The 19,872-nt window shown below is 37.3% G+C and carries 14 protein-coding genes and 2 pseudogenes; 5 read left to right on the forward strand and 11 right to left on the reverse strand.

What is annotated here, in order from left to right:
- The first annotated feature begins 4 nt into the window (after window positions 1-4).
- Complete coding sequence (locus E5Y90_RS00560) at window positions 5-3,352, forward strand: DEAD/DEAH box helicase (protein WP_174659108.1); 3,348 nt, start codon at window positions 5-7, stop codon at window positions 3,350-3,352.
- 17 nt (window positions 3,353-3,369) lie between these two features.
- Here E5Y90_RS00560 and E5Y90_RS00565 read toward each other — a convergent pair.
- Window positions 3,370-4,659 (reverse strand): annotated as a pseudogene (locus E5Y90_RS00565) (type II toxin-antitoxin system HipA family toxin).
- Window positions 4,656-4,964, reverse strand: coding sequence for a helix-turn-helix transcriptional regulator (locus tag E5Y90_RS00570; protein ID WP_004282130.1), 309 nt, complete (start codon window positions 4,962-4,964; stop codon window positions 4,656-4,658). The pseudogene E5Y90_RS00565 and the gene E5Y90_RS00570 overlap by 4 nt, the downstream one beginning before the upstream one ends.
- A gap of 381 nt (window positions 4,965-5,345) precedes the next feature.
- On the opposite strand from E5Y90_RS00570, the pseudogene E5Y90_RS00575 reads away from it, so the two are divergent.
- A pseudogene (locus E5Y90_RS00575) lies at window positions 5,346-5,974 on the forward strand (aconitase family protein); the annotation flags it as partial.
- Window positions 5,975-5,978: 4 nt separating this feature from the next.
- Here the strand turns inward: E5Y90_RS00575 and E5Y90_RS17420 are convergent.
- From E5Y90_RS17420 to E5Y90_RS00595, 5 genes are all read right to left on the reverse strand, one after another.
- Window positions 5,979-6,239, reverse strand: a complete 261-nt coding sequence (locus E5Y90_RS17420; RefSeq protein ID WP_004647603.1) for a helix-turn-helix domain-containing protein — start codon at window positions 6,237-6,239, stop codon at window positions 5,979-5,981.
- 283 nt (window positions 6,240-6,522) lie between these two features.
- Window positions 6,523-6,891, reverse strand: coding sequence for an MbcA/ParS/Xre antitoxin family protein (locus E5Y90_RS00580; RefSeq protein ID WP_034684109.1), 369 nt, complete (start codon window positions 6,889-6,891; stop codon window positions 6,523-6,525).
- A gap of 130 nt (window positions 6,892-7,021) precedes the next feature.
- Window positions 7,022-10,207, reverse strand: a complete 3,186-nt coding sequence (locus tag E5Y90_RS00585) for a tyrosine-type recombinase/integrase (RefSeq protein ID WP_174659109.1) — start codon at window positions 10,205-10,207, stop codon at window positions 7,022-7,024.
- Window positions 10,191-12,467 carry a hypothetical protein gene (locus E5Y90_RS00590; RefSeq protein ID WP_174659110.1) on the reverse strand — a complete coding sequence of 759 codons (2,277 nt, stop codon included), beginning with the start codon at window positions 12,465-12,467 and terminating at the stop codon, window positions 10,191-10,193. Before E5Y90_RS00590 ends, E5Y90_RS00585 begins: the two co-directional genes overlap by 17 nt.
- Window positions 12,467-13,141, reverse strand: coding sequence for a hypothetical protein (locus E5Y90_RS00595; protein ID WP_174659111.1), 675 nt, complete (start codon window positions 13,139-13,141; stop codon window positions 12,467-12,469). Before E5Y90_RS00595 ends, E5Y90_RS00590 begins: the two co-directional genes overlap by 1 nt.
- A gap of 363 nt (window positions 13,142-13,504) precedes the next feature.
- Here E5Y90_RS00595 and E5Y90_RS00600 point away from each other — a divergent pair, with 363 nt between their 5' ends.
- Window positions 13,505-13,768 (forward strand): hypothetical protein, encoded by a 264-nt coding sequence (locus E5Y90_RS00600; protein WP_174659112.1) that lies wholly within the window; start codon window positions 13,505-13,507, stop codon window positions 13,766-13,768.
- Between the two features lie 69 nt (window positions 13,769-13,837).
- On the opposite strand, the gene E5Y90_RS00605 is transcribed toward E5Y90_RS00600, so the two are convergent.
- Both E5Y90_RS00605 and E5Y90_RS00610 read right to left on the reverse strand, forming a co-directional pair.
- The gene (locus E5Y90_RS00605) at window positions 13,838-14,152 is read right to left on the reverse strand and encodes a hypothetical protein (RefSeq protein ID WP_039909086.1); all 315 of its coding nucleotides are present in this window, start codon (window positions 14,150-14,152) and stop codon (window positions 13,838-13,840) included.
- A gap of 100 nt (window positions 14,153-14,252) precedes the next feature.
- Window positions 14,253-14,582 (reverse strand): DUF4236 domain-containing protein, encoded by a 330-nt coding sequence (locus tag E5Y90_RS00610; protein ID WP_068543919.1) that lies wholly within the window; start codon window positions 14,580-14,582, stop codon window positions 14,253-14,255.
- A 151-nt stretch (window positions 14,583-14,733) separates the two neighbouring features.
- On the opposite strand from E5Y90_RS00610, the gene E5Y90_RS00615 reads away from it, so the two are divergent.
- Window positions 14,734-15,324: a class I SAM-dependent methyltransferase gene (locus tag E5Y90_RS00615; RefSeq protein ID WP_155861433.1), complete on the forward strand. Its 591-nt coding sequence runs from the start codon at window positions 14,734-14,736 to the stop codon at window positions 15,322-15,324.
- Window positions 15,325-15,326: 2 nt separating this feature from the next.
- Window positions 15,327-16,376: an HNH endonuclease gene (locus tag E5Y90_RS00620; protein ID WP_174659113.1), complete on the forward strand. Its 1,050-nt coding sequence runs from the start codon at window positions 15,327-15,329 to the stop codon at window positions 16,374-16,376.
- A gap of 8 nt (window positions 16,377-16,384) precedes the next feature.
- Here E5Y90_RS00620 and E5Y90_RS00625 read toward each other — a convergent pair whose 3' ends face one another.
- Together E5Y90_RS00625 and E5Y90_RS00630 are read right to left on the reverse strand one after the other, a co-directional pair.
- Window positions 16,385-17,839, reverse strand: coding sequence for an oxidoreductase (locus E5Y90_RS00625; protein ID WP_174659114.1), 1,455 nt, complete (start codon window positions 17,837-17,839; stop codon window positions 16,385-16,387).
- A 12-nt stretch (window positions 17,840-17,851) separates the two neighbouring features.
- Window positions 17,852-19,792, reverse strand: a complete 1,941-nt coding sequence (locus E5Y90_RS00630; protein WP_174659115.1) for a DUF4407 domain-containing protein — start codon at window positions 19,790-19,792, stop codon at window positions 17,852-17,854.
- Window positions 19,793-19,872: the final 80 nt, after the last annotated feature.

Consider the following 19,872-nt stretch of genomic DNA (forward strand, 5'->3'; position numbering starts at 1 on the left):
AATTATGTCCTCATTGATCAATTTTCTATCTCGTTTTAGTACCGCAACTATTCAGCGCAGTCTGAGCTATGCTAAACACATTGATAGGGAAACGGTTGAGTTCTTTGAGGAAAAAGACGGTGTCACGATGTATGCCCAAATTGAAGGGACAGATTATTACGATACTGCGATTACCTATAATCCCCAAAAAGACCGTTTAATTGATGACGACTGCACTTGTCCGGTTGGATATAACTGTAAACATGCTGCGGCTTTAGCGCGGTTATTCTTTCAGGAATATCGCCAGGAATTTCAGCAGCGTTATGCTGACTCTCAATCCCCGCAGGGAATCACAAAACGCCAACGGGGGGATGATCAGGCGCAGCGCTGGTTGAATGATTTTAAACGGTATTTACAACAGACTGAACCAGAGCAATCTGTCAAAACAAACAATTATTTAATTTACCTGCTAGATCAGTCGGTCAGCTTAAAGAAATTGACAGTTGATGTTCAGAAGGCCAGACGCAATAAAAACGGCTCAATTGCAGGGGAAAGTTATTATACCCAATATGAAAATATCACCAGAAAGCATCTGACTTTACCTGAACAAAAACGACAATTATTTAACCAGATTTATTATTACGCCAAAATAAACAGCGACGAGCGTTTTTATCAAAGCAATCTTGATATCTCCGGAATTTCATTGGAGCACTTTAAATCTTTTATTCAAAGTGGCGATGTGTACTGGCAAAAAAAGAGCTATGCTGCACTTCAATGGTCAGAACAAGGCTATCACATCGAATTGATCTGGGAACAAGGTGTCAACAAACAGACGGAGCATTTAAACATTGAATTGGTCAATGGCGATATTCGACTCGATTTAAAATCAAATCCACATATCCAGATTCTCGCGAGCCAGCCACCATGTTATGTGGATATTCAACAGAACACGGTGGGCCAGTTATATGGTGAATATACGGCAAATCTGCTCTACCATTTTTTACAGATGCCTGATCTTCCAGCTAAGCTCTTGCCAGAGTTTGAGAAACTGACTCATCAATATTCAGATGTGAAAAATCTGCCTCAACCCGAGTTTATTCAGCATATTGATGTCTTTGAGGGTAGTCCCCAGCCAATTTTACGCTTCGGTGTTTTAGATAAATTTGATTGGAAATGGGAAGAGTCTGTTTGTGCTGAAATTGAATTCTCCTATGCAGGTGGGCGAATTAAAGCAGGTACATCAGGTGACAGTTTTATTGGTGAACAGCATGGCAAAATGGTGCGACAGCTTCGGGACTTAGTTCAGGAACAACAGTCAATCCAGCGTTTACAGCTATTGGTCGAATCACTGAAGTGGGTGAAAGATCTTAGTTATGACCAGCAATTAAAACTGGATAAACAACGTCTTGATTCTATGGTTTTTGCTTTCTATGGAGACTGGATCAAACAGCTCATGCCCATCAATCAAATTGAGTTGATGGGCTGGCAGATAGAGCATTTGGAAAACAGCCCCTTTAACCTGCAATATGTCGAAAATTTAAATATTTCTATCACTGAATCTGAAGGTCAGCAGGACTGGTTCAATATCGGGGCGACGGTTCAAGACAGTGCAGGTAATTCTTATAATTTGCTTGATGCGCTCGTAGCTTTGGTGCGAGTAAATCCTGATTTACTTGATCCGCGGACGTTTATTCATCTGCATGACAGTCAAATTTTCACCGTGAAAACTGCAGTTGATCAACCTGATTTGGCTCTATCCGCTAGGGATATTAAGCCGGTATTGTTACATCTGCAGAGCATTTTACAGCAAGAAGAGCGCAGTATTGATCGCTATGATGCGAGTCAATTATTAGAATTGCAGCATAATCTTGGGATGACATGGCAGGTCAGTGATCGCCTGCAGCAATTTGTACAGAAATTCAAACAAGGCTATCAGCAACAACTGCCGACACCACAAGGTTTTCAGGGGGAGTTGCGTCCATACCAGCAGCAGGGCTTAGGCTGGTTACAGTTTTTAAGGGAAACCCAGCATGGCGGGATTCTGGCAGATGATATGGGCTTGGGGAAAACAGCACAAACTTTAGCCCATTTACTCATGGAAAAGCAGGCTGGATATTTGCAGGACAGTCCCGCCTTAATTGTTGCACCCACATCGCTGATGCATAACTGGTTCAAAGAAGCGGAGAAATTTACCCCTGAGCTCAAGGTATTGCTGCTACAGGGGCCCGACCGCCATCAGAATTTTGAGCAGATTCCGCACTATGATATTGTGTTAACCACCTATCCGCTTCTAGCGAGAGATGAAGAACAACTAAAGCAATATGAATATCATCAACTCATTTTGGATGAGGCGCAGAATATCAAAAATCCACGTGCCAAAGCTGCACAGGTAGTACGCCAATTAAAAGCACGACATCGTTTGTGTCTAACAGGTACCCCGATGGAAAATCATTTGGGTGAACTGTGGGCACTATTTTATTTCCTGATGCCAGGATTTTTATATTCACAAGAAATTTTTAATAAAAAGTACCGTCATCCGATTGAAAAACGCGGTGATCAGCAGTTAAGGCAAAAGCTGGTCAACCGGATTAAGCCCTTCATTTTACGTCGCTTGAAAACTGACGTAGCCAAAGAATTGCCAGAAAAAACCACGATTGAAGTCAATATTGATATGAATGACCAGCAATCCAAGTTATATGAGGCTGTTCGTGCCACGATGCAGGAAAATATTCAGAAAATTGTGGCAGAAAAAGGCTTTAAACGTAGTCAAATTCAAATTTTAGATGCCTTACTGAAGCTACGTCAGGTGTGCTGCCATCCTAGCTTACTAAAGCTGGATTCAGTGAAAACCGGGCAGGCACACTCTGCCAAACTTGAACAGTTGATGGATATGGTCGTTCCAATGGTGGAGGAGGGGCGAAAAATTCTGATCTTCTCTCAGTTTACCTCAATGTTGGAACTGATTGAGCAACAGCTCCATCACGCAGAAATTGGCTATGTGAAGCTGACTGGAAAGACCAAAAAGCGAGATGAAGTCATTACAGCATTTCAGTCTGGACAAGTGCCAGTATTTTTAATCAGTCTGAAAGCAGGAGGAGTCGGTCTGAATCTAACTGCCGCAGATACGGTCATTCACTATGATCCATGGTGGAACCCTGCTGCTGAAGATCAAGCTTCAGATCGTGCATGGCGGATTGGACAGGACAAGCCAGTATTTGTGTATAAGCTGATTACCAATAAAAGCATAGAAGAAAAAATTCTTGCCTTACAGCAAAATAAAGCAGAACTGGCACAGTCTATTCTAAGTACCGATCATGAGGGCGAAGCGAAACTGACGGAAAATGACGTGATGAACTTGTTTGAGAAATTTTAGTTTGGTTTCAGATTACCCTAATCATCTGTAAGTATCTGAAAGTCTGGATGCAATTTTTTCCAATGTTCTCTTAATTTTTCTTTATGAACAGAAATCATAGGTAAGTCTAGTAATAGCACTGGCCATACTGACCGTGCTTTGTCCATGATCGCGTGAAGTTGTTTTTCAATAACACGCCATGGAACACCGACTTTTTCAGCCCATTGTTCAAAGTGTTTCATCTCAGCTAAATACCAATCTTTATTTTTGGTAAGATTCAATGCGAAATGACGTTCATTTTCAACATATACACTAGTCATCAATATATCGTATGCGGGAGATAATCTTGGTGTTCTTTTGTCCTGATAAATCATACTCCAGTTTTTTAAGTGTGCATCTCCATTGGCGAGCAAAATGTTGACAAGTAAGCGGCTGGCAAATTGCTGAATATCAAAAATTTTGTTATCTGAAAATTGATAAATGATCTTTCCTATCTGCTCATAATTTGTGGTGCTGTATTTCTGATGTGGATATGCGCCGAAGATCTGAGCAAAATCTTCGATGTGAATAAGCTCTGTAGTATCAGCAGTACTCTGTCTATCAAATCTTTTGATTGCGAAAGCATATTGCTCTAGGGGTAAATTTAATGGTGGAAGGTCTTGTAAAAGGGCCATATCCACCAAGCGAATCTCAGGGACATCTATTCCGACCGTTTTGGCAAGGGTCATCATAGAATATTCATTTAGCGGAACAAAAGCATGTCTGGAAGAAGGAGTTTTGATAATCCAGTCCCCGAGTAGAGTCGTTTCCGTTGCCTGTGCTAGTGTAAAACGCCCATCTTTGGCTTTCATGGAAAACTTCATTTGGACGCCGGCCAAGGAAAACTTATTATCTGTTCGAATCTCTTGCTTTAAAATTTGATCTGGATTCGAGATCTGCAGTTTGAATTTTATTTCATCTGGAATTTCTTCTGGATCTAATGGAGTCGCAATGAGTGCTCCAGGTAAATCATGACCTAAATCTGCCAATAACTGAAATTCATTGTCTATATGTACTTTGAGGCTTTGTGCAATCAGTTCACGTAATGCCCCTTCTGGTAGCAAGTTTGATAGCAAGGGGTGTAAGCGCTGATGTGTAACATAGGTCTTTTCTAAAATTTTATCCGCTTAAGGATACAAGGGGGAAGTTAGCAGGCTCAAGGTCGGACGTTGCTGATCAAAGCGGAAAGAATCTGTAAAAACCAGAATATTTTTTCCGCTCTGAAATCCTGCCAAGTATCCAACGATACCGTGATGTAATGTTAATTTCAGGACGGCAACAGTATTCATGGTTCCTCTCCTCCTAGAAGACCCTTCCATGGATTAGTCATTAAGTCATCCTGATCTTCAATAGTGACTTTAATTTCATCATTCAATAATTGTCTGATCAAATGAACCTTATCATCAGGGATGAGCATCAGTTGAGCATTTAATCCTGCCGCTATAATTTCTAAGGTCTCTAATCGAGGGTTGCCCTGACTTTCCAGTTTTTGGTACTGCTGTCTTGAAATGCCTGTACGGGATTGCATATCAACTTGCTTTAAGCCCAATTGGGTTCGTCTTTTTTTGATTTGCTGAAGTAAAGACTTATTCATTGTAGATACATTTATTGCTTTTAGGTTCTGTAAGAAACATATTAGTTTCTTTTTTTTTGAAAAGCAATTTATGACTTTATCATTTCGATCTATAAAAGCCTTAGCTACGTAGTGATCTGAAATCACTCTGAAAATACAGTTAAAATACGCGGTTCAATTTACCTTAATCTCCTTACGTAATTGGCAGCCAGATCTGAACTGTTGGCAACTCTCTGGCAAAATTTCCTGGCAGCCCTGCATTTAACTGCCTAGCGCAATCTGATAATAAATAATAACAAACCCGCCGTGCAGTTAGCATACAGTAAGTAAAGGAATGGTTGACTGTGATCATAAAAATAGCATATCAAGCCGGAGGGAAACTAGACGGCTAAGTATAGTAATATCAATAGTTTTAATACTTTAGAAATATTAACCGTCGGTTCAGAACACTATCAGATTTTCAACCTGTCTAAATTGCAAGTGCAGTTAGGTGACCTGTCCCGACTACCAAAAACTTTAAAAGTCTTGCTGGAAAATTTACTACGTTTTGAAGATCAGCTCACGGTGAAAACCGAGCATATTCATGCCTTGGCAGGATGGCTTAACGATCGAACTTCAGAACAGGAAATCCAGTATCGTCCGGCACGGGTCCTGATGCAGGATTTTACCGGTGTTCCTGCAGTGGTTGATCTTGCTGCAATGCGTGCAGCAGTGGCCAAAGCCGGTGGTGATCCGAAAAAATTAATCCGTTGTCACCAGTGGATTTAGTCATCGATCACTGGGCGATGGTCGATTACTTTGCTAGCCCGCAAGCTTTTGAGTAGAATATCGCCATTGAGATGCAACGCAATGGCGAGCGCTACCAGTTTCTACGTTGGGGGCAGGCGGCGCTCAATCAGTTTCGCGTGGTGCCGCCAGGAACCGGAATTTGCCATCAAGTCAATCTGGAATATCTGGCACAAGTGGTCTGGAGCAATGAGGTCGATGGGCAGGGCTTTGCCTTTTCTGATACCTTATTCGGTACCGATTCACAATTTATTCATCATATTCTGAAAATATTTCTTCAATTTCATCCCACTGCGGCAATTTATGCTTTTTTTTATTCACTTCGAATTGTAAACCAACACCATCAAGCACACGTTCAAATATGTCAAATGAACCTGTAAAATGGCCATTTTCCATCTCTGAAATTGTTGTTTTATTGACTTGAGTTTTTTCTGCAAGGCTTTTCTGTGTATAGCCTAACCCTTTTCTTGCCAAACGTATTTCTTTACCTATTTCACCTCGTGTAGCCATTTTTTCTCCCGAAATTTGTTAGCCATATAGCAAACTTTTAACTAATTATGGTTAATATTCGCTATATAGCAAACTTTTATAATGATTCTTGAATAGCTAAATTGAACTTATAAGATTCAATTTAGCCTCAAATTAGGTTAATAGAATCCATATATGTATGGTAGTTCTCAATAATGAGGCAGTTGTATACCTCTTGAGAAGAGAAACTTCTTATACCTTGAATTTGAATTATTAGACAAAATTATGACTTTTAATTTTCTGTGTAATGAAGCTTTATATATTCTTAATATTTACCCTGAAGCCGAAGTCCTTCGACTACGTTTAATACTGTAGCTAATCCCTGAGTAGTCTGAATCTGTTTTATCGGAATGCCTTTGGTTAGCTTATTTGGTGACTTCATAAAATGCTGCATCCATTTAGCCTCTCCACCTGTTAGAGCATCTAGTGATATCGCAATACGAATTAAAATAATTGCGAGTTCTCCCTGACTTGAATCGGGATCTAACTCAAGCGAATTTAAAGTTTCCACTGAATCTAAATTGATAACGATAGCAAGCTGGTCCAGTGTCAAACCAAGTTGTTTTGCAGATGATAAAACAGCTTTAGTTAATACTTTTTTTTGTTTTGCAATTTTTTCTGACGTTTTATGCATGACTGATCTCAGTTTCAGACGTTGCTGATACCTAGAGTTTATACTATTTGATTATCGTTTCTCAGACATCCAATTTTTACTGAAGATATATTAAATTTGGCTTTAGATAAGGAAGCAACGGTTAAATTATTTAACAGCATGTGGTTATTTTTAGACCTTCAGCTTTAAGTTCAAGAGATCGAGGTCTGCCGATACATGCTAGATGTAAGCAAAATTTAAATGCAGCAAGAGCATGACCATCTTTTACTGAGTAGAGTTGTAGACGAGGAAATTCCTCTTGAGTTGATGGATGTTTATCTGTTGATGCTTTTGCTAATTTGAATAGTTGAGGCTGTTGTTTAGCATCTAACTTTGTTTGCAAATCTTGTCCAAGTAAGTGCCAAAATTTGGCAGGAAATAAAGCCTTAACCTGGGAGTAAAAATGTTCGAGTTGATTGATATCCTTCCAGCGATAATGGATACCTGTGTGTGATGCGGTCACTCGACTCAAAAATACATTCAAAATGAATTCAATTTGTATTGGATTTTTGCGAGTTATTTTCTGTAGATGTTCAAAAAAATAAGTCACAGCGTGAAGCTCTTCAGCGGTATCAAGCATCGCTGGCTTTAAAAGGGTTGAGCTATCAATACTAAATAAACGAGGATTCCCTTTTTTTGATTTAATGTCTGCTAAATTTAGGGCATTTTCATACCAATAATTTACGAGCTCTTCTGGTAAGCATATACGTTGAGCTGCACTTTTAGGATCGTGAGTAGTCTCTAATAAGTTGAGTGTTTCATAAAAGCGTTGAAGTGAAATTTTAGAATCTTCTGTGCCGGCGAAGAAAGCAAAAAAGTCATGGGGTTGATTTGTTTGTACTGACAGTTCGTTAAGAATGTCAGTAGCATTACTTTGGAGCCAGTTTGTTTGATCGTTCAATAATATAGTTGCTAGAACTACCTGATTTTTCTCAAAATTAAAGTCTTCTTCATCCGTTGTTATTTTCAAATTTTTAAACGTTGCATTGTAGCCTATGATTTTTTTAGCCAGTTCATTTGGCATATCTGGATGATGTTTCAGTAGTTTTTGACCAGCAATGAGATAACTTAAGTGAATATAACTTTTGAAAGTTTCAACGGGTTCTATATGCCCTAAAAGATGGGCGATAACAAACCAATGGTTTTGTCCATGTTGATTTTGAAGAAGTTCAGTTCGAATTTTTTCATATTCGTTTTCACTATAGTCAGTCAGCTCTTGCACAAGTGGTGCATATTCACAGTTCAGTAAAAGCGATAAATGATTCGCTGCCGTGTGACGAAAAGAGTGAAAGGAGTAATGATGCTCTTTAAAGACCTGATTCAATATCAGTTTTAGGGGCACAGTGACAGTGTGTTTATTCAGTTTTTTATTTTCATTCAAGTTGCTGAATAAATATAGACTTTTCTTATTCTCTAAACGTTTTTCAACAATAAAATCGCTAAAGAATTGGTACTCATCATCTTTAAGCAAAGCGTAGGCAGGCACAATCCGTTCCGCACTATCAGTTTTGAGCAGATGTTGATTCCCTTGTTTTTTTGAACCATAAGGTTGAACCCAGATAGAAAATTGATCTAAACCCTCGATATCTTTTACACGTAATCCCAGTATTTCATTGATACGCATACCAGTTCGGTAAGCTAAAATATAAATGATTTTTAATAATCTATATTGATGGTCTGAGATGGATTGATCATGTAAGAACTGATTTAACTTCTTTAATATGACTTGGAAGGCTGTGTGACCTATGATGCGTGCCCGTGGTCGACTTTGCGATGCAATAAATTCAAGTTCGAAATCTTCTGCTTGAAAAACAATTTGCTGGAAGGTGTGAAAACGTTTCAACATGCGGATCGTTTGGTCTTTAGATTTTTTAAACTCAGGTTGATCTGCTTCATCAGCAAGTCGTGTATTGCTAATGATTTGTTGATAGATTTTGTTCAGTAGATCATTAATGTCATCATCGGCATCGACGTATTGCAAGGCATGAGTTAAAAACGGTTCTGCAATCCGGGTGTAATATGTATAGATTGAACTATCTGCGAGTTTTTGATTGTCTTGAGATGCCTTCGTGTACTGAGTTGTATCAAAATCAAAAGTGGCTGATAATTTTTTTATTTGCTCTGAATTTGGTCGATACAGACTGATGAGCCATAAGATAATACGCTTAGAAAACTTATTAAACTGCTCTTGGTGAAGCAGGCAAAAATCAATAATAAGTTCAGCAATGGGGTGTTCCGTTGATGGTGTGCGAATAATTTTCAGCAAGTTTTTATGAATAAATATGATATTTTCTACTGCTTCAGACGTATTGAGATCTGGTAGGGCTTTGGCGGTAGAAGAGACATTTTGTTCGATTTCATCACTTAATTGAGTTTTGAGTTTTGGGAATGCAAAATTTTCAAACTCATGTTCAGATAAACCACACGTGAGCGTGTTTTCTAACAAACATTGTGAGAGGGCAGGATCAATATCTGCATTGTGCAGTTGTACCCAATTAAAATTGGCGTAGTCACGTAGAAATTTGAAAGTCTTTTGGGTGTATGGATGTTTTATTTTTTGAAAAATGAGGTGTAGATAAGCATCCACGTCTAGACTGATGTCACGAATTTGCCTTGTGTTGAAATGAATGAGCCAAAGTTGTGTGAGTTGATCTGGAACAAAATTACGCGATTTTCGAATTGTTTTCTCATCGACAAATAGATCGCCATAGCTTGGAGAAAATGGCTCTAAAAAGATGATATTTAAATCGCAAATTTTTTGGATTTTTACGGGATTCTTTAAATGTTCAAGTAATGCATTTAATGTTGCTGTTTGACTTAGTCCACCATATAGCATTGAGCAAAGCAGAATATTTGCAATAATTTCTTCATCAGAAAACGTCGAGCTATCTTGAGCAAGAATCCAGTAGTGCCACAGTTTTTCGAGGATGATGTCAATTTCATGACCGGCCTGGATCCAATCCAAAGTGAAAATTGGTTCATCACGTTTCATCTCGAAGGTAAGATAAGGTAGTGGGAGGTCTAGGTTATTGCTCTTATTGAGGTCTTTGATATATGTTCGGAAGAATTCATGTGCATATTTATTCCAAGCCAAATTTGGTGCTTTACGTTTAATAAACTCATAAATCGCAGGATAAGCTTGAATTAAGTCTTCAGTTGAGAATTTTTGTTCATCAAAGTATTGGCGGAGCTCATGTTCTGCATCAGCTCGTAGATTCTTTTCTAATTCATTACGTTGAAGTTGACGTCTGTCTTCTGCATAGAGTTTTTTTGAGATTTTTTTATTGCGTGAGGACATCAACTTCAACACCTGTAATTTTAAAATACGTTTTCATTTGCTCTAAAACATCTGCAATTTTGGAAAATTGAGAGAGCGATAAACTGGAAAATGGATGGGCTGCTTCTTGTTGCATAAGCTCATGTCCAAAAAGTGCCAAAATTTCAGGTTCAGAAACTTTATGAGTTAAAAATGCACGAGCTGTGTGGCGATGCCAGTTTGCATGATCAAGACCTAATTCTGGATGAAATTTTTTTACTGAAGATGGGCTTAACGGTATCCAGTCATTATTCTGAATGATTCCCAAGAGGGGGAGCTTACTCATTTTGATTTGTTGTATGACCTCACTTAAAGCGGGTTGACTCATCATGATTTGAATCAAAAAATATTCTAAAAAATTAAGGAATTTTTTTATCTCTTCAACTAAAAATGGGCAAAGTGGAATGAGGCGTCCAAATCCATTACGGCCGCCTACTTCTTTGTCTGAAACCATCAAAATTTGGCGTTTTAAATTAAAGTTTTTAAGAAATCCAGGGAATTCAGCAACGGGGCGTGCTGCTGTAAAAAGAAGAAGGATATGCCATAACCAGATGTTGTAATGATTAAAGATTGAAATTAGGTCATCTTCGGCTTGTGAAAAAATATTAAATTTCAATACAGCAAAAATTTCTGTAATGACCTGTGGCTTGGGAGCTTTACGACTACCAAAATAAAGTGTTGAATCAGATGGTGAAGTGGTAACACCACTTTCATATTTACGCACTATATCCGTACAGAGTGATTTTAAAATATCGAGATATTGTGCGTGTAAACGCGGGATATTCTGATGACAATAAGAAATAGACGATGACTGATTTGCATCAATCCCTGTAACTAGGTCTGCAAGTTGTTTATTACCTGTTTTTTCAAGAACCGTGTGATGCAGTAGAGAACTCACCTTTACGACAGACAGTTTTGGAATCAGTAATTCTTGTCTTAATTTGCGTAAATATTGCTGTATATCATCGATACTAACCGAATCCATTTTGCGAAGATCCTCTATGAATAGATTCGGAATTGGAATGTCTAAATAGATAGTCTGATTGAGCAAGCTGTCCGAATACTTAAAATTGCGGTTCTCAAATATATTAAATTTACTGCGTAAGAAGAACTGATCATTTTTATGGAGCAATTCTTGGCGGTTATTTAATTTTTTAGCTCGCTTGCTTTCTATATATAACCACTCATTCACACTATTGCCTGTTAAAAATGCGAGTATCAGGATCAAAGCACTTTTATTTTGATGTTCAGAGTAGTCCATATGAAGTCTTTTCAGTAGATGGTTCACGCTAGATGGATTTGGGAAAAAACTACTCGACGTGAGTAAATGTTCTTTGCGTTGAATATGTTTTGCAACAAGCGGTAGAACATAGCTTTGACTCGTTTCTGAATATGCTGCGAGTGGTGTGACGTCAGTTGGATTGACAACAATTTGCCGATTAATCGGCTCATCGATTAAGGTTTCTATATTCAGTGCTTTAGATTTAGCCCCTTTTTTGATTTCGATACTTTCTTCAATGAATTGTTCTTCATCAAGAAACTGATGTTGAAGCTGCGTATCGATACTTGCACGTGCAATCTTCGCTTTGTTTTTTAAAATGTAGTTAAAAGTAATCCGAATATCATTGAGTAGATTGCGATCAAACTCAGGCAATTCATGCGTATCTAATGTGATCAGATGTTGAATGAATTGTTCTAAGCTCTGTGTTGGATCTTGAAGATAGGTACTCCAGAGACGTTGATACTCTTGTGTATTTTGATATTTTTTTTCAGTATCTAAATTTTTATTTGCAGTCCTAAAGCGCTGGAATAAGCGCTTTACGGTATTGAAGTGTTCTGTGTGTGCTTGTTTAAAAAGCTCTGGTTTAAGCTCAGGAAGAGCAATTAAATAAATTGCCGCTTTTAAAACTAGAATATTCCAATTTTTTGCATGCGTGTGTGATGCAGGTAATTGCGCAATTGAATTGATGTATGACGTAATGGATAAATCACTAACCTTAACTTTTTTCGTGAAAGGGATTACCGGAGGTGTCGGCAGCTGCGAATCAAACTCTATATCGATATCAAAGTAATCGAGATTGAGACCAACCAGAAAATTGTCAGTCTGTTGAGAAGACAATAGTTTAAGCACAAAGTTGATATGTTGCGTACGTTCAAATTGCTCATCACCAAACAGTTTTTCTAGTGTTTTTTGCAGTGAAATAACTGGCAAATCAATATACTCGTTTAGAGAGTTCGACACTATGATCTCCAAATTTTTTCTGTACTTAGGCAACTATCAGAGTGACCCATGAGTTCTTTTACACAGCTGCTGTTGAGTGATAATTCATTAAAAATATGTGTGCGCTGTTGTTCGATATTTTTAGTACGCTGATTCAGTTGATTTCGAGAACATGAAAGTAGTTGTGCTAGCAGTTCCAGACTCATTTGATGATGTGGCTTTAAAGATGATTCTTTGTTAAGGGTCAATAGTGTTTGACGTGAAAGATGTGTGTTAATTAAATGCAATGTTTTTCGTGGATTTAACGAACGAATATCAAATTTTGTAGATTTGATGAATTGAATAAATTCACGACTGCATAACTCCATCAGAAATGCTAACTCATCCTCTGAAAAAGATTGTTGATGATGAATAATTAAAGTGACTTCTTTGATATCATTCTTTAAGTAGCTAAGATATAAGTGAATATTATTAAAAACGGTGTAGCTATCAAATTCTGGAGTTTTCCAGACATGAAGTTCTTTTATACGATTAGAAATATCTAAATCTACTGCGAGATTTTTCCACATATTTAAGTAGCATAGATTGAAACCATAAGCGTGTGGATGAATGGTGATTCTGCTTTTTTTGAAATTTTTTACAGTACTTATCTGTGTTGCTGGAAACTTTAAAAGTAGTTCAGATGTCAAATCCATAAATGCCATTGAATAAAAATAATATAGTAATATTCAAGGATATTTAGAGTTTTTGAATATGGCAGGAGGCATCATTTTTTTCTTAATTTTAAAGTTTTTTATTATCGAAGGTTTCAAAATTTCCTACTGGATAGGATACTCACTATTAGTTAGCTATATTTGTGAATTGGCAAAAAATAACATGTTTTTATTATGATGTTCACATAGCAGATTACAATGAATACAGTAGGGATGAGTACAGTTAAATTATTACAATAACAATGCTCAAATTTGACCTTTTTTAATGGTAACTAAAATCAAGCAGGAATCAATTTTTGATAAGTATGTAGACAAATTTAATTTGATTGATATCGGGAGCCGTATATGGAAATTAAACAACTGAAACAGGTAGAAGTCGTTACAGATGTTGTATGTGATGTATGCAACCAATCAACGGAACTACAGTTCGGAACGCTATCAGCGCATTGGGGGTATGGCTCCAGGCATGATGGTGAAAAATATGAGTTGCAGTTATGTGAAAAATGTTTCTTTTATGCCCTAGCGACATTAAAAAAAGAGCGAGCAGATGAGTTTATGTTTGATGAAAATTTTGACCCTTCAACACTAGATGGGTTTGGGTTGAAGTGAACCTATCATCGCGACAGGTTCTAAGAATCCAGAAAATACTGACTCAGATCCAAGCCAGCAGCTTCATTTTTAATGGCGAGTAAGGGATTCAGGAAAAATATTGTTCTTTGCTTCAAGGTCACTGAGCTCTGAAAAGGCCTGAATACCGCCTGCGGCTTTAATTCCATCTAAAGCGACAGATAGAGCTTCCTGATCTGACGGGAATGTTTCATCCCATACCGTAGAAGTACCATTTTGGTTTACCACTTCCAGTGTCCAGTCACTATCAGGTAATCGATAAATTAGAACTTCAATTTGCTCATTATCCTCTTGTAAAATTTGAGATAAGGGAGAATCGATTAAATCATTTTCATCATAATCCAGAGTATTGTCATTATCAGACATTAGCGGCAGCCTTTATTGTATTTAACATCCGTCCATAGTAATGAATGAATTAAATTTTGCCTAGCGGAATGAATGTTATGGGTACAAAGGACGGCTAATTCTAAAAAATAATAGCCCCGACAATAAAACAAAATAATCCAAAAATTACCCAAATCCAGACATTCGATTTGGGTTTCTCAGTATGTGATGTATAGAGTGGTTGTTGTTCCTGAGTAAGATTCTCTTGGTTGCCAGCTCTGTTCTTATAGGGTTGGTGCTTGGAATAGGATAGGCCTGTGCCTGGAATACCAACGCTGGTTCGGGTGCCTTTTTTGCCAATATTTAAAGAAGCACCAGGTTTGCCAATGCTTGCACTGCTGATGCCTTTATGCGTCAGATTGATTTTTAATCCAGGTAATATTTTAATACTCTTGCGAAATCTGAAGCCCATTTTTTTTCCATTTACAAGAACCAGTTTGGTTTCTATCTCAGTTGTCGGGATACAGTGAAATAAAAGTTTGATTCATTCATAGGACTGATCATTTGACTTATCTAGTGAAATATCAGTATGTTCTTCAACATAAGATATTGGCTTTTAGGCAATGAATCAAACATCAAATTATTACAATCAGCATGCTCAAGCATTTTTTGAAAATACCTATCAGGTTGAAATGGCAAGTCTTTACGCACCATTTCTAAGATATTTGCCGGAACAGGCATTGATCCTGGATTTGGGCTGTGGCTCGGGGCGGGACACTTTGGCATTTAAGAAAAAAGGCTATCAAGTTGAGGCAATTGATTATTCTGCCGAGCTGGTTGAAAAGGCGAGAGAACTGACAGGCATCAATGTACGTCAGCAAAGTTTTTACGAGCTGAATGAAGTAGCTAAGTATGATGGTATTTGGGCCTGTGCTTCTCTTTTACACTGTGAAAGAGATCGCCTGACTGAAGTGTTGGGGCGCTTATTTAAAGCATTAAAGCCAAATGGTGTGTGTTACATGTCTTTTAAATATGGCAATACAGACCGTGAGAAAGAAGGGCGTAGCTTTACTGACTTGAATGAGCAGCAAGCTTACGACTTACTCAAACAAATAGATCAGGCTTTACTGTTACAGCAATGGATTACTGTAGATAAACGTCCAGACCGTACAGAAGAGTGGATCAATATCCTGATTAAAAAAGAGCAGGCTTAGATATGTTCAGTACAGCTGACATACCAACACCCAACGAGCAGCTGAAATTTTTGAAGCATATTCAGCAGATATTGCATTCTGGGACTTTTACTTCGACATATAAGTTTGCTTTGCTGATAAGTATCACGCGTCTGGCGATTGAACAGGGGCAAGATACTGGTGCTGCCTTGCATTTAGAATATCAAGATATTGCTGAAAAGTTTATTAACCTATACTGGAAACAGTCACTGCCGTTTCAGTTTAACCAGTATGAGCCTTTTACTATTCATCAAAGCACTGGTAAGCAGGCAAAGATCATCAGTGAAATCCAGAATGCACAGCAACAATTCAAGACCTTGGCCGCGCTGAGAAAGGAGGTGCTTTACTGGAACAAGCTAAAGCGAACAGTTGCAACAACGGTTAAGCAAATGCCGGTGGTATATTTGCAGAATCTGAATGGTCAAACCATAGAGTTTCTCTATAGTCTTGAAGATTCCAAGCAGTCCCTCAACTTGTTGCCCAAGGTGATGTATTGCTTAAGACAATTTAGTGAAATCATTGAAGAGTTGTGCCAGAAGCGCTGGATTGATTTTGTTCGGCTAAACAAGCAGAACCTGGTGGTACTGGATGGTTTGCCTGACCTAGATGAATTCATGTTTGCTCCAAGTCGTAATCAATTGGGGCAGGTCGCGGACTTCTTAATTGACTTACAGCAATGCCAGTGTTTTTACTGTGGAAAAAGTCTCAAAAATTCAAAATATGCCGTGGATCATTTTATTCCATGGTCATTATATCCTGCCGATACCGGACATAATTTTGTCCTGGCGGATGAAAAATGCAACTCACAAAAAAGTAATTATTTAGCATCACAGCAATTCTTACATCAGTGGCAGGAACGTAATCATCTGCATGATCAATCTATTGTTCGGGAAATTTCCCAATTGGGTTTTTTAACCGATATGCAGCGTTCGCATCGGGTTGCCGACTGGGCATATAAGCAGGCAATAGAGAATGAGTATTTAGTTTGGTTGGGTGCAAAAGATAAGCAAATTTTTCGATCTATTGGTTTATAAGAAAGACCTTAGGTCCCTTGGTTATATAGTTTATTGTAGTTGATGATATCTTGGGTCAATGGAAATTGATCAGGATATAATTTGTACCTTTCAATATATATTTTACGTTTCTGGTCATAAATTTTTTTAATTTGCACCAGATCTATATGAAGGAAATCACGTAAATAAATGCTGTTTAAGACTAAGATTGCCAATGCTTTTGAGTTTTTCTGATTTTCTATAGCCATAAGTGTATTTTCGATATTTTGAAATTTGGTAGAAGACTTATCTAAGTTGTTCTTACCTATTTTTTTTAGCTCATCATAAAAAATAAAATTTAAATCGGGGAAAAAATAATGTTTCCATTTTTGTGATGTTAGATATTGACTGTATCTCTGTTCGATGAGTTGAAAGGCTTGCTGTTGCTTTTGTAAGGGTATACTAGCTTGGTGTTTTAATTTTTTAATATACGGTAAGTATTGAAGACCAAATTTATCCAGCATTTGTTCCAAACGAAGCTTTTCTTTTTGTAATTCTAACTCTTTGATCTTTTTACCAAAGCCACCTCCCACTTTTGAACCGATTAATGCGCCGACTCCTGCTCCTATAACACCTCCAATAACTGGCATAAACACAAGACTCCCTAAACCAAGCCCGATGGATGCACCAACTTTTGCCATGGTCAGACTCCCTACAGTTTTGGAAGAAAAGTCGATAAGAACGTTCTTATTTATGGAATTTTCGTCTCCACCAGCTTTTAATAAACGTTGTCTTTCATTGAATGCAGCTATTCCGCTTGCAATAGGCAAATGTAGGTCGAATGAATCTAAGGCAGCATTACCATTTGCCTGTTCTATGGTGGAATCAAATTGTTGTGATATATCGGCATGACTCAAATCGTCTAATACCTGTATATTATCTATTCCAATATTTTGATAGGTATCTTCAGGCACTAAATAAGTTACATCTGGATGTGCCAAAGCTGTCATTTTAATGCTGTCTATATCTAGAATGGTTTTGATATTTACGAGATCGCCGTCAATTTTTAAGTCCCAGACTTCTTGATTGGATGTGCTAGCCCAGACAATTTCATGGGTTTGTCTATCTAACAGATCACTCACTTTTTGTTCACCAATATAACCGATTAGACGATTTCTAAAGCCTGATAAAGAAGTTTCATCTTTCTCCAACATATTCAACATTAAATAGTTTGAGACATCTAATGCTGAATTTAACTCTTCCTGGCTACTAAAATCGACGGCTTTAATTACGCTTGGATCAATACTGTAAACTTGCCATAAATACTCACCGATAGCTAAGCCTGCTGGAAAAAAACCTGAATAATCATTTTTCTGATTTTCTGTAGGTAAATGTAAACTTGCACGGATATGCTCACAGCGACTACGATGCATTTTTATCTTTCTTATAAAAATAAAACTGCTATAGCCTAAAATTGTCACCACGAAAAAAATTAACCAAATCATATAAATTTATTCTTAAGGTATATACGACGGTACTTGAGTCGAAAGCTGGCTTTTCAGTTTCTCTACCAACATCGGTATCTCTTCATCATGGTGTGGTTCATATGGCGTATCAATTAAGCCCTCAGCTCCTAATAGCTCCATTTTTCGTGCTTCAATTTTGGAACGAGAAGTAGAAATAATTTCTAAAGGTTCCTTGAGCTCAGTTAATGTAGCCCTAGTTTTACTTAATTGCTCACGAATACGAGCCATACTTTCTTGAAAATACTTTTGATCTGTTTCAAAAGTTAGTAATGAAGATTTAATGTTTTTAATATAGGCCTTTTGCTCAACGACCGCAGATTCTGCAGTAGTAAATGCTCGTAGACTTTCAATGGTATGATTTTCTTCTGGGCGCTGAAGTTTACGTGCTAGGTCTTGCATATCAGATAAATCTGCTTCAGCAATACTAATTCGTTTGTTGCGAGCCTCGATATTATCTTCATGGTTCTTATAAGTACGTTCAATATCATGGAGCTCTTCAATTAAGTTTTTCTCATCAATTTCTAGTTGATCTATTTTTTTAGAAAATTTGTTTAAATATTCTATTTCAGCTTCTTCTACTTCATTTAATGCTTTTAGAATTTGCCCTTCATAAAAAACACGAGCTTTTTCACGCATTTCAATCTCAGCTTTTTCTTTAGCAAGACGTTCAAAATGAATTTGTTGTGCTTTTTTTAGTTCAGCTTCCACTAATTCTTGGCGTTCTTGTTCCTGTTTAGCTTTAGCCAGTAAACGCTCTTCCTCTAACAATTGTTTCTGCTGCTTTTCTCGAGTAATTCTTTCTTTTTCTTGAATCATTAATATTTCTTGTTTTTTCCGTTCACGTTGGTCTTGAGCATATTGAACCATGATCTCCTCAAATTCTTCAGGAATAGACTGATTAGTTTGTAGAATAAGATCACTGCGTTCCTGTTCTGGCAAGTATTTATCGAATGTTCCGAGTTTATATAGCGCCCATTTCTCTTGTAAGCGACTTGAGAAATACATCTGCAAAGTACGAGGTTGCATAAGTTTTGCAGAGATTAATATCGTTCCGAGAATAATTAAAAAAACATCTACAGCATATTTTGTTTGATTAAAAGCTTTTTGATTTTCAAATTCTTCAATGGCTTGTTGCCTAAATATTGGGCTATCCTTTGTAATGGTAATCCCATATTTTTTTAACTCTTCTTCATTGCCACGATCTACCGCTTGATCAAATTTGGCTAAAAAACTTTCTCTTTCTATACGAGTTGATTTTAAATCTGATTGTAATGTTTCTAATTGCCTTTCAATACTTTGAGCAACGTAACCACGACCATATCCAGTGCCACTTTTACCACTGATTTCTACCTGTAATTTTTCATTAGTATTGTTGACTAACTGTTCAAGTTCCGCAATTTTCTTATCACGATTTTCCAGTCCATTTTTTTTCGCTAGAGCAATATTGTCTTTGTATTGCTCCATCATTTTATTATCAATATCTGCTTTAAAAACTAATTGAGTTAAAAAAGGTGCAGTAATATATAAAGATAAACAGACAATTCCAATCCTGATAGCAAATGGAAAATATTTTGCTATGAATGATTTGATACCCGACCGTGAATAAAAAGGTTCTTTTGTTAATTGCAAACCATTCAAGGTTTTTTCATGTTCATCTTTTAATAGATCAGCAGATGCCATTGATCGGTCGAAAAACCACATTAGAAGAAAAACGAATCCACCTACGATAGTCCAGCCGACGTAAGGTGAATTAGGAGTAAAAGTACTACCTAAAAACCCCCATGCGAAACCTTCCGACAAAGCAGCAAGAATCATGATAAATGAAATAACTGTAAGATAAGTCGAACCACCACTTGTCAATAAATTTTTATGGTAGGTTTTGAGTGTCAAAAAATCCCAGAATTTAATAAAAATATTTGGTTCTTTATTCATAATGTGACGTAGTTGGATTTAATTTGAATAGAAGTGTATCTTATTGTAAGTTTTTTGTGCATTATTGTTTCAATTTAAGT

The organism is Acinetobacter sp. 10FS3-1 (assembly GCF_013343215.1).
In the GTDB taxonomy this organism is placed as follows: domain Bacteria; phylum Pseudomonadota; class Gammaproteobacteria; order Pseudomonadales; family Moraxellaceae; genus Acinetobacter; species Acinetobacter lwoffii_C.